Annotated in this window: 14 protein-coding genes; 11 read left to right on the top strand and 3 right to left on the bottom strand. The window is 44.0% G+C overall.

Going from position 1 to position 14,466, the window contains the following annotated elements; translation table 11 throughout:
- The first annotated feature begins 40 nt into the window (after positions 1-40).
- The 3 genes from trmL (at position 41) to AC1DPK_RS00940 (ending at position 2,467) form a co-directional block, all read left to right on the top strand.
- Positions 41-505 carry a tRNA (uridine(34)/cytosine(34)/5-carboxymethylaminomethyluridine(34)-2'-O)-methyltransferase TrmL gene (trmL, locus tag AC1DPK_RS00950; protein ID WP_339204382.1) on the top strand — a complete coding sequence of 155 codons (465 nt, stop codon included), beginning with the start codon at positions 41-43 and terminating at the stop codon, positions 503-505.
- Positions 506-681: 176 nt separating this feature from the next.
- Positions 682-930, top strand: a complete 249-nt coding sequence (locus AC1DPK_RS00945) for an AbrB/MazE/SpoVT family DNA-binding domain-containing protein (protein WP_054023539.1) — start codon at positions 682-684, stop codon at positions 928-930.
- 340 nt (positions 931-1,270) lie between these two features.
- The gene (locus AC1DPK_RS00940) at positions 1,271-2,467 is read left to right on the top strand and encodes an aminotransferase-like domain-containing protein (RefSeq protein ID WP_477508988.1); all 1,197 of its coding nucleotides are present in this window, start codon (positions 1,271-1,273) and stop codon (positions 2,465-2,467) included.
- Here the strand turns inward: AC1DPK_RS00940 and AC1DPK_RS00935 are convergent.
- A complete protein-coding gene (locus AC1DPK_RS00935) occupies positions 2,451-3,176 on the bottom strand; it encodes a DUF2161 family putative PD-(D/E)XK-type phosphodiesterase (protein WP_477508987.1) in 726 nt (241 codons plus the stop codon). The two genes, AC1DPK_RS00940 and AC1DPK_RS00935, sit on opposite strands and share 17 nt — an antisense overlap.
- 242 nt (positions 3,177-3,418) lie before the next feature.
- Between AC1DPK_RS00935 and AC1DPK_RS00930 the strand changes: the two genes are divergently transcribed.
- The 8 genes from AC1DPK_RS00930 to AC1DPK_RS00895 all read left to right on the top strand — a co-directional run bounded on the left by AC1DPK_RS00930 (position 3,419) and on the right by AC1DPK_RS00895 (position 13,299).
- On the top strand, positions 3,419-5,314 hold the full coding sequence (locus AC1DPK_RS00930) for a PrkA family serine protein kinase (RefSeq protein ID WP_339204377.1): 1,896 nt from the start codon (positions 3,419-3,421) through the stop codon (positions 5,312-5,314).
- Positions 5,315-5,976: 662 nt separating this feature from the next.
- Positions 5,977-6,984 carry a protoglobin domain-containing protein gene (locus AC1DPK_RS00925; protein ID WP_477508986.1) on the top strand — a complete coding sequence of 336 codons (1,008 nt, stop codon included), beginning with the start codon at positions 5,977-5,979 and terminating at the stop codon, positions 6,982-6,984.
- Between the two features lie 224 nt (positions 6,985-7,208).
- A complete protein-coding gene (locus AC1DPK_RS00920) occupies positions 7,209-8,666 on the top strand; it encodes a circularly permuted type 2 ATP-grasp protein (RefSeq protein ID WP_441876840.1) in 1,458 nt (485 codons plus the stop codon).
- A gap of 18 nt (positions 8,667-8,684) precedes the next feature.
- A complete protein-coding gene (locus tag AC1DPK_RS00915) occupies positions 8,685-9,680 on the top strand; it encodes an alpha-E domain-containing protein (protein ID WP_339204374.1) in 996 nt (331 codons plus the stop codon).
- The gene (locus AC1DPK_RS00910) at positions 9,677-10,567 is read left to right on the top strand and encodes a transglutaminase family protein (RefSeq protein ID WP_477508985.1); all 891 of its coding nucleotides are present in this window, start codon (positions 9,677-9,679) and stop codon (positions 10,565-10,567) included. The genes AC1DPK_RS00915 and AC1DPK_RS00910 overlap by 4 nt, the downstream gene beginning before the upstream one ends.
- A 249-nt stretch (positions 10,568-10,816) precedes the next feature.
- Complete coding sequence (locus tag AC1DPK_RS00905) at positions 10,817-11,653, top strand: polysaccharide deacetylase family protein (RefSeq protein WP_477508984.1); 837 nt, start codon at positions 10,817-10,819, stop codon at positions 11,651-11,653.
- Between the two features lie 87 nt (positions 11,654-11,740).
- A complete protein-coding gene (locus AC1DPK_RS00900) occupies positions 11,741-12,442 on the top strand; it encodes a YhcN/YlaJ family sporulation lipoprotein (protein ID WP_477508983.1) in 702 nt (233 codons plus the stop codon).
- Between the two features lie 83 nt (positions 12,443-12,525).
- On the top strand, positions 12,526-13,299 hold the full coding sequence (locus AC1DPK_RS00895) for a polysaccharide deacetylase family protein (protein ID WP_256710856.1): 774 nt from the start codon (positions 12,526-12,528) through the stop codon (positions 13,297-13,299).
- A gap of 58 nt (positions 13,300-13,357) precedes the next feature.
- Here AC1DPK_RS00895 and AC1DPK_RS00890 read toward each other — a convergent pair whose 3' ends face one another.
- Complete coding sequence (locus AC1DPK_RS00890) at positions 13,358-13,972, bottom strand: superoxide dismutase (RefSeq protein ID WP_477508982.1); 615 nt, start codon at positions 13,970-13,972, stop codon at positions 13,358-13,360.
- Between the two features lie 127 nt (positions 13,973-14,099).
- Positions 14,100-14,462, bottom strand: a complete 363-nt coding sequence (locus AC1DPK_RS00885; protein WP_477508981.1) for a HesB/IscA family protein — start codon at positions 14,460-14,462, stop codon at positions 14,100-14,102.
- Positions 14,463-14,466 lie beyond the last annotated feature (4 nt).

The following is a 14,466-nucleotide window of genomic DNA, read 5'->3' as shown; positions in this document are numbered from 1 at the left end:
TCGTGTATAATAGGCAAAATGAGAGGTGAGAAACAAAACTATGCCATTTCATATTGTTTTGGTAGAACCAGAAATTCCTGCAAATACAGGTAATATTTCTCGTACATGCGCTGCAACCGGCACTATTTTGCATTTGGTAAGACCACTTGGCTTCGATACGGACGATCGTACCTTGAAGAGGGCGGGACTCGATTATTGGCATTCGGTACATATCGAGTATCATGATTCCTTCGATGAGGTGCTCGCAAGTTATCCGCAAGGCCGATTCTTCTACGCAAGTACGAAAGCGAAGAAGACGTATTCACAGTTCGAGTATCAGGATGGCGATTTCTTTGTATTCGGAAAAGAAACAAAGGGCTTGCCACAGGAGCTTATAGATGCGAATATAGAAACTTGCATTAGATTGCCGATGACGGATAAAGTGCGATCACTTAATCTGTCCAATTCAGCAGCAATTATCGTGTATGAAGCGCTTAGACAAAATCATTTTCCAGGACTCGATTAAAAATGTTAATTTATTTCTCATTTTTTGGAATTTTTTTGCTCTAATAAAAAGAATTATTGCAGGATATTAAGAAATTATTAAATTAGGAAGGAAATACTGAAGTGCCATCGAAAGACTATAACGCAGAGGTTTCTCAAAAATAGCTTGCGAAACCAGACACAGAAGAGGTGAAAGTGATGAAACCAGCAGGTGTAGTAAGAAAAGTGGACCAACTCGGACGTATTGTACTTCCAAAATCATTACGTAAACGTTATTTGATGAACGAGGGCGATCCCGTTGAAATTTTCGTCCAAGGTGACCATATCATTTTGGAGCGTTACCGTCCAAAGTGTGTTTTTTGCGGTTCAATGGTTGAAGTTCGTGATTTCAAGGATCGCTATGTTTGTGGTGTATGTATGGAAGAAATGGCAGTTCTGCAACGCTAATCAGCGTTTTTGCATGCTGTATAACGAAATGAAGCTTCCCGAGAAGAGTATTAATGCTCTTCGGGAAGCTTCATTTTTTTGTTGCGCTGGCTATAAGCGGATAAAGCAGGCTTATAGTCCTTTTGTTTTGTCGTCATTGTAAGAGCTGGTAAGCATCGCAATAATGAACAATGCAAACACAGTCATAACGATAATAAAGTTCATCTGTGGGACACCTCCAAGTATGCTGTATTTATTATAACCAACGATGGCAAAAAAGAAAACTTTAAAAGTTGTGAACACATTGTTAACATAGAGAGTATAAGCATAGCAATATAGCTTGCGAGGAGGAGCAATCAATATGAATTATCGTTTTTCATCTAGAGTATCAGAGCTTAAATCTTCAGCGGTTAGGGATATACTTAAGCTGACGCAAGGAAAGGAAATGATCTCATTTGCTGGAGGACTTCCAGCTGAGGAGCTGTTCCCCGTACAAGCCGTGCGCGAAGCAGCAGATCGTGTATTTACAGCTGGAGCAAGCGCATTGCAGTATGGTTTGACAGCTGGGTATTTGCCATTGCGGGAGCAGCTTTGTGAGCGAATGGCAGTTAAGCAAATGCATGTTAATCCAGATCAGATGATTCTGACGACAGGATCGCAGCAGGCGATTGATTTGCTCGTTGGCGTACTTACAGAGCCTGGAGATGTAATCTTGGTTGAGAAGCCAACTTACTTGGCAAGTTTGCAAGTCTTTGCTCTTCATGGTTTAAAAGTAGTGGCAGCGGAGAGTGATGAGCATGGAATCATTCCTGAGGATGCAGAGCGTCTTATTCGCGAGCATCGTCCGAAGCTGCTGTATGCTGTACCGACATTCGGCAATCCTACGGGACGTGTATGGAGCGTTGAGCGAAGGAAGAAAATACTTGCTCTCTGCAAGCAAAACGAAATGCCAATTATAGAAGATGATCCTTATGGTGACATAAAATTTGATGAGAGCGAGCAATTCCCTACACTGTTCTCATTAGAAGGACAAGTAGAGGGCGGCGCTGTTTTTTATACGAGTACGTTTTCTAAAACGGTAGCACCTGCGCTGCGGTCAGGTTGGGCTATCGGAGACAGCGAAGTCATCAACATGGTAGCCAAAGCTAAGCAAGCTGCCGATCTACACTCGAGTACGATCGATCAACAAATATTAAGTCAATTGCTTAAAGGGTTTGATCTCGATGATCATATCCGTCTTATTTCAAAGTCATATGGCGAGCGAATGCTTGAGATGCATGGTCTCCTTGAGCGCCAGGCAATAGAGGGCGTCACTTGGGTAAAACCGAAAGGCGGCATGTTCCTATGGCTGGAGCTACCTGACGGGTTGGATGCAGAGGCGCTCCTGCGGTGTGCGGTTCAAAAAGGGGTTGCGTTTGTGCCAGGCAGCTCTTTCTATGCCGATCATCCACAGCGCAACACTGCAAGGTTGAATTACACGTATAATACAGGAGCGCGTACAGAACAAGGCGTATTGCGGTTTGTTGAAGCGATCGGTGAATTTACGGGGCGGAGCTAACCGTTGCTGACCATTCAGCGATAACATTGCTATATTCAGATAATGCAGCCGCGCCCTCAGGGCGCAGGCTGTATTTGCCGCGTTCAATGCGATCAAACCAGCCGTAATAATTGCTGCGCAGCGTTTCGCCGCTGCGTCTATAGCCTGTAATGGCTGCGACCTCACGCGGAGCTAGTGGTCCCGAGGTGTGAAGCGCATAAGCACAGCGCAGAGCCTTCTCGCGGTATGCTGTAACAAGCTTGCGGCCAGCACTGCCGCCGACGTTATAGTCGCCGCTGCGCTCCTTAAATTCGGTCAGCAGCTGTGCTTGCTTCTTGCGCCTTACTCCGCGAAGCGGCGGATCGCCCGGCTGACATAACCAATCGATGACCGGCGGCTTTGTTTTATAGAAGGTGACGGTCATAAATCCGAGTCCAAGCATTCGGCACAGTTCAGTCAAATCGCCAAAGCGCTGGTTGTGCGCTCCGCTTTTCGTTCGATTGCGTTCAACCGCCAGCACGACATGGCTATTTAATCGAAGACGTTCAACCCCTTGCAAAAGCAAGGCGAGATTGAATGTTTTTTTCATTTCGACAATTATCGTATCGGCTCGCTCAGGATGAATAGCGACCAAATCGCAATGAAGGATCTCGCTTTTTACTGCATAACCAAGCTGCTCATAATACTTTTTTATAGGTTTGTAGAGCTCTTCTTCGCGTGCTACTGCCACGTTTGCTAACTCCTCTCCACGTTCATTTCCATTGATGCTTATGAATCATTATAGCAAAGGATTTTGCGCACTTGTCGTTTTTTGATGGATGAAGGACAAAAATAGTGTGCAATTATCTCCTCGAATAAGCATAGGAATGTAATACCTCAATAAAAGTTGGCACCACTCGATAGAGCGTCTAGAGACAAATCCCGGGCGTAGAATGATAAGTGGAATGCGGAAGCGATGGGAGGAGGCACGGTATGGACATTTTCAAGCGAATATCGGAGTATCAGGCTGAGAGCGAGAAACTTGCTTGGACAGGAACATTCAAGGATTACGTTGATTTGTTAAGGAAGGACCCGTCCCCGGCCATGACAGCACATTCTCGCGTTTATGAAATGATTGAATCTCATGGGGTGGAAGATGTTGGCGGCAACAAGCAGTATAAATTTTTCGATCAAGAAATTTTTGGGCTGGATCGTGCGGTAGAGAAGCTGGTTGAAGAATATTTCCATTCATCAGCTCGCAGGCTGGAGGTTCGCAAACGGATTCTATTGTTAATGGGTCCGGTCAGCGGAGGAAAGTCCACAATCGTTACGATGCTCAAAAAAGGACTAGAGAAATTTTCCAGAACTGAGCGTGGAGCCGTTTATGCGATTAAAGGCTGCCCGATGCATGAGGATCCGCTTCATCTTATTCCCCATGAGCTTCGGCTTGATATTGAAAAAGAGCTCAGTGTTCGAATTGAAGGGAATCTATGCCCTTCATGCCAAATGAGGCTTACGACGGAATACAGCGGCGATATTGAAAACGTACTCGTTGAGCGGGTGTTTATTTCTGAGGATAACCGAGTTGGTATTGGCACATTCAGTCCATCCGATCCGAAGTCACAAGATATTGCCGATCTTACAGGAAGCATCGATTTCTCGACGATAACGGAGTATGGATCTGAATCCGATCCTCGCGCCTATCGTTTTGACGGTGAGCTTAATAAGGCAAATCGCGGATTGATGGAATTTCAAGAAATGCTCAAGTGTGATGAGAAGTTTTTATGGAACTTGCTCTCACTGACGCAGGAAGGCAACTTTAAAGCAGGCCGATTCGCTTTGATCAGCGCGGATGAGCTTATTATTGCTCATACGAATGAATCGGAGTACAAATCGTTCATAAGCAATAAGAAAAATGAGGCCTTGCACTCCAGGATGATCGTTATGCCGGTCCCTTACAATTTGCGAGTGTCCGACGAAGAAAAAATTTATAAGAAGCTAATCGCACAAAGCGATATGCGCCATATTCATATCGCACCGCATGCGCTGCGTGCTGCTGCCATCTTCTCTATCTTAACGAGGCTGAAGGAAACGAAGAAGCAAGGCATGGATCTTGTGAAGAAAATGCGGATGTACGACGGCGAGGAAGTCGAAGGGTTCAAGGAAGCAGATTTGAAGGAAATGCAAAACGAATACTTAGAGGAAGGCATGACAGGTATTGATCCGCGCTACGTCATTAACCGAATTTCCAGCGCKCTTATTAAGCAGGATACACAATGTATTAATGCGCTTGATGTTTTGCGTGCGCTTAAGGAAGGATTGGATCACCATCCATCCATTACGAAGGATGAGCGTGAGCGCTACTTGAATTTCATCTCGGTGGCCCGCAAGGAATACGATCTGCTCGCGAAAAAAGAAATTCAGAAGGCATTCGTATATTCCTATGAAGAATCTGCCCGCACTTTATTTGAAAATTACTTGGATAACATTGAATCGTATTGCAACTGGGCAAAAATTAAAGATCCGCTGACAGGCGAAGAGATGGATCCGGATGAGCGCCTCATGCGTTCCATCGAGGAGCAAATTGGCGTCTCCGAAAATGCGAAAAAAGCGTTCCGCGAAGAGATTTTGATTCGAATCTCGTCTTATTCGCGGAAAGGGAAAAAGTTTGATTTTACAAGTCATGAGCGGTTGCGCGAAGCCGTCGAGAAGAAGCTGTTCGCTGATCTGAAGGATATTGTGAAAATAACGACGTCTACAAAAACACCGGATGAGAGTCAATTGAAGCGAATTAATGAAGTAACGAAACGTCTTATGGATGAGCATAGCTACTGCTCGGTATGTTCAAATGAATTGCTTCGTTATGTAGGAAGCCTGCTCAATCGATAAAAAATTGCCCGGAGTATTAGAGAAGTGGGTGTCTCAAAAGTCATAAATGACTTAGGGACGCCCCTTCTTCATTTTGTAAAACCATATTTCTTTGTTTTGATGCTATTTTGATAAGTCTCCAACACCATTTTCCTCGATCTACGTCCAGCTATCCTGCACAATTGCAGGAACTTCGCCCTTTTTTAGCTGTGTTGGATACTTATGTTGTATTTATGCAATAATTTGCAATATGATCTGCCATTTTAGCATTTAAAGAGTGCTTACACTGTAGGAAATACAGTATAGCTACACGTAAGTATGAGAATGATGCCGCTATCCTGCGAATATGCAGTATAGAAAATAATTAAGGACAATGTAGAAGTGCATACTTGCCGGATTAGAAAAGGGGATATTCAAAAAGGGTAAACTTGTGTGAGAGAACCCCAAAGTATATGCAAAAGAACATTCAAAACCACTATGAAATTGAATCTGAAGGTTCTTTTTTGCTAGCATACTGCTTGAAAAGTGGAGGCTGAATGATTCGGAAATTGCTTTACGGACAGCCCCATTTCTTTTCTTCCTCTAGGTTTAAAAAGAATTTGAGATGATCATACTGTTTCTTGAATATTTTCCGATATAATAGGTAATAGTGGTCTACTATATACCGAAGGAGTCGGGCTATTTTGATTAATTTATCAGCAGAGCGCAAGAAGCAGATTGAATACACGGGCATTACGGAGCAGGATCTCAAAATTTTAGCGGAATGCAAGCCCATTTTTCAAAATATTGTCCATGAAGTGGTCGACCGGTTTTATGAAAGCATAGGCCAGCAGCCGGAGCTTGTAGCTATTATTTCTAATGTAAGCACCATTGAACGTTTGAAGGAAACGCAGATATGGTATTACATGTCGCTTACCGAGGGGATAATCGACCAAGCTTACATTGATAACCGCATAAAAATAGGCGCTGTTCATTCCCGAATTGGACTGACGACGGACTGGTATTTGGGTACATATATGACTTATCTGGACATATCGACGAACGTACTGAAAAGAGTTCTTCCTGAACGCTGGAAGGATGTTGTGCATGCTTTGACGAAATTGTTCAATCTGGACTCGCAATTCGTGCTTGAAGCTTACAATCAGCATGAACAGAAAAAAATTCAAGAGCTGGCAGACAATCGATCCATCATGCTGACGACTGTTACGAGTGCTGTGCAAGAGCTTGCTTCACTTATGTTTGAACTGGACGAGGGTGCACAATCGATTGCGGCAACTGCGATTTCGACTTCGCAATCTCAGGATAAGACGCATACACTATTAGGTGAGCTTCGTGAAGAGCTTGAAGGCATTAACGAAATGGGAACTTTGATTCGAGGCATATCGGATCAAACGCATTTGTTAGGTCTTAATGCTGCGATAGAAGCTGCGAGAGCTGGCGAGAATGGGAGAGGCTTCGAGGTTGTTGCGAATGAAGTGCGCAAGCTGGCCGCTTCATCAAGGAACGCACTTGAAGGGATACAGTCAAAGCTTGAGGAAATCGATAAGAAGCTATCCGCAGTGCGCCTTGAATCGGAGCAAACCTCGGTTGAGGCCCGTAATCAAGCAGCTCGATCCCAAGAACTGGCTTCATTCGTTAATATGGTTGATAAAGTTACAAAGGATTTGCAGCAATTAAACCAATCCGAATAGGTAATGCAGCTCAGAAAAAGCAGGAATTCTCTCATTTGAGGGTTCCTGCTTTCGTGTTATATAAGTTGACACAATATTTAGAATTTAGTATGATTATCCTAACATTCCGATACAAATATGTAATTAATGTTAAGTTTTTTAACGTTAAATCAACAAAAATGATCGATTTTTCCCCTAGCTAGTACCAAACTGGTATAGCGGCCATCATGAAGGAGGCGGTTGTCATGTCGACGGCCAAACAGTCGCAATCGCAATATTACGATGCTCAGACCTTTTACGATGAAATGTTCGATAAGGACTTTTCTGTTCGTGACCACTACGAAAGCGTTCATCGATTATTCGGAAGAATGAATCCAACTGAGCTTGCAGTCCGGCAAAACGCGATTAATCAAAGAATGATGGAGGAGGGCATTACCTTCACGCTGTACAGCGGTGCGCAAAATGAGCCGCTTGAGCGAACGATTCCGTTCGATTATATCCCTCGCGTCATACCGAAGCATGAATGGGATGGCGTTGACCGAGGAGTAAGGCAGCGAATCAAAGCTTTGAATGCATTCCTTCATGATGTATATCACGGACAAAAAATTGTAGCAGACGGTATCATTCCTCGTAGAATGATTGTTTCAAATACTTATTTTCGGCCTGAAATGGCTGGTCTACATGTTCCAGGCGGTGTATATATTACAGCATCGGGCATTGATTTGATTCGTGATGAGAAGGGCCGATATTATGTGCTGGAGGATAATTTGCGTTCTCCATCAGGCTTTTCTTATTTGTTTAAAGGCAGAACGTTAATGAATGAGCTATTTCATGATTTGTATTTATCAAGCTCAGTACAAAGTATTGACCGCAGCTTAAATTGTTTTCTAAGCTCACTTCGCGCGCTTTCTCCAAGCGGCAAACGCGACCCCTTGATCGTGCTGCTTACTCCAGGTGCTTATAATTCAGCTTATTATGAACATACCTTTTTGGCGCAGCAGATGGGCATTCACCTCGTTGAAGGCAGGGACCTCGTATACAAAGACCACAAAATTTATTTGCGTGATTTGCGCGGACTTCGCCAAGTGGATGTTATTTATCGACGCATTGATGATGATTTTCTTGATCCGCTTGCCTTTCAGCCGGATTCCTTCCTTGGTGTACCTGGACTCATGAACGCTTATCGTGCCGGAAATGTAGCGATCGCTAATGCGCCGGGAACAGGCGTGGCGGACGATAAAGCCGTTTACGCGTATGTTCCAGACATGATTCGTTACTATTTGGGAGAAGAGCCTCTTCTGCATAACGTTCCAACGTACATTTTAACGCGCAAGGAGGAACGTGATTACGTGCTGGAACACTTGGATCAGCTCGTCGTGAAGGAGACATCGCTTTCGGGGGGCTATGGCATGTTGATTGGTCCAAGCGCTTCCCTGCCTGAGATTCATGCATTTGCTGAGGCTATTAAGCGGGAACCTGAGCGATACATCGCCCAGACGACGATGAAGCTCTCGCGAGCGCCGGTTATGGTGGACGGCGGCATGACGCCTCGGCATATTGATTTGCGCGCATTTGCTTTGATGGGTGAAGAGACACATGTCATTCCGGGCGGTTTAACACGTGTTGCGATGAAGGAAGGTTCACTTGTAGTCAACTCTTCTCAGGGCGGCGGAGTCAAGGATACGTGGGTCCTAAAACGATAATTAACAGGAGGGATTGCTATGCTGAACCGGAATGCAGAAGCGTTGTTTTGGATAGGCCGCTACATGGAGCGTGCTGAGAATCATGCTAGATTAATTGATGTTCATTACCACCTGCAGGTTGATGACGACACGCCAAGCCTAAAAGGAAAGCTGGAGGGCGACGAGATGGTGTCTTATTCGAAATGGGCAAGAATCGTCGATGCTCTTGGCAGCCGAGAAGCTTATGAACAGCAATATAGCAGCTACAATGAACGTGATGTTCTGTTCTACACGACGCTTGATCGTGATAATCCGAACTCTTTAGTTTCCTGCGTCAGTCATGCTCGCGGCAATCTTCGTACATTGCGCGAGAAGGTGCCAAGTGAAATGTGGGATGCAACAAATGCTTTTTATTTGTGGCTGCGGGAGAAGCAGCCGGATGATTTGCTGCGTGAATCTCCGCATTTGTTTTTCGGAAGAATCAAGGAATGGACGGCGCTTTTTCAAGGGGTCAGCCAATCCGTCATGCCAAGGGAAAATGAATGGCATTTCATTGAATGCGGGCGATACTTGGAGCGCTCTGAGAATACGCTGCGCATCATCAAGGCAGTGGGCAACGCAGCTAGCGGCGAGGATTGGGACAATGCAAGGGCATATCCATATTTGCAGGCCGTACTGCGCTCGGTTAGCGGCTATCAAGCGTTTCGTCGTTATTATGCTGATGGCATCTCTGTGGAGTCGATCGTTGAATTTGTTGTTCTTAATGGCGTGTTTCCGCGGTCTCTTCATTTTGCATTGCATACCCTTGATGAACATATGCGGCATATTGAACTGCAGGATAAACAGCTTCGCACCGCACATGAGAAAGTAATCCGCCAAGTGAGCAAGGTGAAAGCTGATTTGGCGTGTCTTGAGCGAGAGGATATGGTCATTGATCGGAATGGAACGATCGTTGCTCATTTGCTGGATGCTTGTCAGCAGCTTGGGATGGCTTTTGCCAAAACCTTTTTTCGTATGGGGGAGGCAAGCGCATGAAGCTCAGTATTTCACATGTCACGCAGTACGAGTATGCAGAGTCAGTGACGGACAGTGTCAATGAAATTAGATTAACGCCCAGCACTAATGAAAGACAGTCCTGTTATCAGCAAGCGATTTCGATTGAACCGAATGCTTCTTTGTTCACCTATGAGGACTATTTTGGCAATCGTGTTCATGCGTTCTCGGTTAATGGTCCCCATAAGCGGCTTACCATTCGAACATCTATGACTGTTGTTACGAAGCAGGCGCCAACGTCGGAGGAACGTGAACAATACTTAAGCAAGCGGCCGCCAGAGCAGGCATGGAACTGGTTAAGAACAGATGAAGCTGCCAATCGTTTCACCGAGTTTTTGCTTACGACAGAATATACAGCTGTTACGTCTGAAGTAGATCAGTTTGCTGGTGAAATTTTGAGCGCAAGCTCAAGCAGTCAAGCCAGCGTTCTCGATTGGCTAAGTGCGCTGTCTACAAAGATTAGGAGCGAGTTCATTTATGATCCTGAAGCGACAGATGTAAAGACGAAAACATCGGATATGTTTTTGAGCAAAAGAGGCGTATGTCAGGATTTTGCGCATTTAATGATCGCAAGCTGCAGAGCTTTTGGCATTCCAGCCAGATACGTAAGCGGCTATCACTTTGTTGGTGATTTGCAGGGAGGAAGCGCTGATTTCGAGCAAGCTTCGCATGCTTGGGTTGAAGCGTTTGTACCCGGACTCGGCTGGTGCAGCTTTGATCCGACTAACGTTGACCCTGTTGGAGAGCGTTATGTTAAGCTTGGGCACGGGCGGGATTATAAAGATATTGTGCCGGTTAAAGGTGTATATAGAGGCACGGGCGAGCAAATATTGCATGTATCTGTAGATGTAAGAAATGTTGAGGATTAAACGATGGCAAATCAAATGTAGAGGGAACAGTTAACCGCTTATGTAGAATGCGGATACTGTTCCTTTTTTGCGTGCAAAAAAAACCATCCCTGCTTGGGAGAAATGGAAGCCTGTTATTTTAAGGAATGGAAGCTACTTTTACCATGTATGATTGCTGGTGCTTTGCAGACCTTATGACTATGACCCTTCAGAGGATATAGCAAAAATTTGAGAACAGCTGAGTTCATGAGAAAGGAGCAAATCGACAAAATGAACATCATTTTTCGAATGACCTTCATGCTGAGTCTGGCTTTTCTAATACTTATAAGTTCCTCCTCTGTTTCGGCAAAGAGCTCATCTGGTGTGTATAAGGATAAAGTCGCTGTTCTAATGTATCATCATGTTCACGATAAAGATTCAAGCTCTTCGACGATTTCATCGATGCTCTTTCGGGATCAGCTAATTTATTTAAGGAGCAAGGGCTACCAGTTCATTAGACTGGAGGACTTTCGTCATTTTTTGGCTGGCGGCGCCGTACCGAGCAATGCCGTATTGATCACATTTGATGACGGATATGAAAGTTTTTACAAAGTGGCTTATCCGATCCTAAAAGAATTATCCATTCCAGCAGTTAATTTTACGATTACAAGCTATTTAGAGAAGCCATCTAAGACGATACCGCATTTGTCTTACGCGCAATTAAAACAAATGATGGCCAAATCAACAAGTATCGATTTTCAATGCCATACCAATCAATTGCATCAGAAGGTTGGGGAGAAAAGCGCATTAACTTATGTAAATAAAAAAGCCGGCGGGAAAAATGCACTAGAGCTTCATAAGTCACGCGTTAAGCAGGACACTCAAACATGCGTGAATCTGCTGAAAAAAGCAGGAGTGAAAAATCCGGATTCGATCAGCTATCCTTTTGGCATCTATTCTAAGACTTTGTTTCCAACGATGCTGGGGGCAGGCGTTAGTTATGGCTATACAACAAAACCTGGCTTGGCCAAAAAAGGGATTAATAAATTGGAAATACCGCGCATTAATGCAGGCAGTCCCGATATTACGCCTGAGGTGCTATATAAACGAATAAAAAGGTTATCTTAAATGCCGTTGTTGCTTGAAATATTTTTTCCATGTATGAATGATCACATTTAGCACAACTTATTATCATTAAACAGGAGGTGTTATGTAGTGAAAAAACATTTAAAACCGGTTCTTACTTCAGTTATGGTGCTTGCTATTGGATTTTCGATATCGGCATGTGGTCAAAACCATACGGTGAACCAAAAATCAATGAGAGTTAAAAACGACATGAATCGTATTGAATCAAAAATGGTTCCTCACGGCACTAATATGACGGATAGAAGATATAACAATTTGGATAATAGAGCATATGGTGTCGATCCTTTAGTGAATAATAACAATTCATACAGCGCCAATCCTTATAGTGCTAATCGCACCTATGGTATTGACGGTGATGGAATGAATGGAATCAACAGTCTCAATGGCACAAATCGTATGAATGGCACCGATGGAACGGTACATCGCCTCGGAATGGATCATAATAAAAGCGCTGGTCAATTAGCTAACCGTGCTAAGCAAGTTAGCGGTGTGAAAAAAGCAACAGTCGTCATTCATAATAAAGATGCAATCGTAGGCCTAGATGTTGATAACATCGGCAAAAAAGCCATTATTGAGAAACAAGTGCATGCTGCCTTAAAAGGGCAATACCCTGAGTACAACATTCATGTGACATCCGATCAAGGTATGCATAAGAAAATACAAACGATGAACACGAGCATGACTAATGGTCATCCATTGAAGACGTTAGCGAATGACGTCACCATCATGATTCGCGATATTGGCAATGCAATAACCGCTCCTCTCCGTTAATAAGACTTGATATCGGCAGCTCCTTATGGAGCTGCCGAATCCATCTCGTCATACATATCGATAAGCCGCTAGGAGGAAAACCGTTGTCCATTAGTAAGCGTGGCCTGCTATTGCTGCTCATGTTCGTTTTTCTGGTAGGTTTCTCAGCACCAATTAAAAAGGACCGTTTTTTTTATGAGAAGCGGGGGGAAATTGTGTGGGAGGTTCCTACGGAGGATAAGAAAATTGCTTTAACCTTTGATGATGGGCCATATCCGAAAACAACGGAAGTTATTCTCGATTTGTTGCAGAAATACAATGCGAAAGCAACATTTTTTGTACTGGGCAACAAGGTGAAGCTTTACCCGGAAACAATTAAGCGAGAAATTGCAGAAGGACATGAGGTAGCCAATCATACGTTTAATCATGTTTACTTCTTGAAATCGATAAGCCAAGCGACTATTCGAGATGAGATTGTAAAAACTGAAAATGCGTTAGAAGCCTTGACGGGGAAAAAGCCGCTTTTATTTCGCCCGCCCGGAGGCTATTACAATGAAAATTCAATTCAGGTTGCGAAAACATTAGGTTACACAACGATTTTGTGGTCATGGCATCAAGACACAAATGATTGGCGAAGCCCTGGCGTGAACAAAATTGTAAACAAAGTTTTGAATAACGCAAGAAACGGAGACATTGTATTGCTGCATGATTACATTCCTGGTTCTCAGCAGACAGTCAAAGCCTTGGAGACAATACTGTACGAGCTGGATAAACGGGGTTTTCAATTCGTGACCGTAACGGAGTTAATGAAATCAATGACAAGCGTAGAATCAAAGGTTGACGACGGCAGTGACGGCAGCATTTTGGAGTCGCCATAAGCATGACAAAAGCTAGGTTGCCATGCAGCAGCCTAGCTTTTTATAATCCGTTGTCATCTTATTTTATAGCCGCTTCGTATCGTTTTGCTACAACATCCCATAACACGATATTCCAGAATGCTGAAATATAATCAGGGCGTTTGTTTTGGTAGTTCAGATAATAAGCATGCTCCCAAACATCGAGTCCTAAAATGGGAGTCAGATTATCCATAAGCGGACTATCTTGATTAGGCGTGCTCGAAACGAACAAATGGCCTTTATGATCTACGCTTAACCACGCCCACCCGCTGCCGAAACGAGTTGTAGCTGCTTTCGTAAACTGCTCCTTAAACGAGTCGAAGCCGCCTAATTCTTTATCGATAGCATCTGCCAAATGACCAGCAGGCAATCCTCCGCCACTCGGTCCAATCGATTCCCAAAATAAAGAGTGGTTGGCGTGTCCGCCTCCATTGTTCTGTACGGCTGTCCGAATATCTAAAGGGACGCTTTTTAAATCTTGAAGCAGCTCATTTAAGCCTTTTTGCTGAAGCTCAGGATAGTTCGCCAAAGCGGAGTTTAAGTTTGTTACATACGTATTATGATGGCGGTCATGATGAATCATCATCGTTTGCTCGTCGATATGCGGTTCCAAAGCATTGTTTGCATAAGGCAGTTCAGGTAATTGATGTGACATGGTTCATTCCTCCATAAGTTGATTTGGTAAGTTATACTTACAGCTTAATTGATATTTCATACTTAGTCAATATAAATGTATAATAAGTGTGATAAAAAAATGCCTCGTTCCGAATGGGAGGAGAGGGTTATTCATCGCATTTTTCGCGTTTGCCTTTGAAGGTCGCCGTACGAAAGCTAGCTCCGCAGCCGCAGGTTGCTTTAGCATTGGGATTATCAATCGTGAAGCCGCCAGTCATGCCTTGCTCCACATAATCAATTTTCACCCCCGCCAAATAAGGCTCGCTCTGAGTGTTCCACACCACGTTGATATGATCCGTTTGCAAGGAGCGGTCATCGTTTGTAGTGGTATCATCCAATTTGATGTTATAGGATAATCCGCTGCAGCCGCCATCTTCAACACCTACTCGCAAAAACGTACGATCATTTCCTGAATCGATAACCATCTGATTAATAATGGACTCTGCTTTTTCGCTTATTTCTATCATCATGTAT

Source organism: Paenibacillus sp. 01T424, assembly GCF_056398745.1.
The sequence above is the reverse complement of the archived record's forward strand: the minus strand, read 5'-3'. Positions and strand labels throughout refer to the sequence as shown.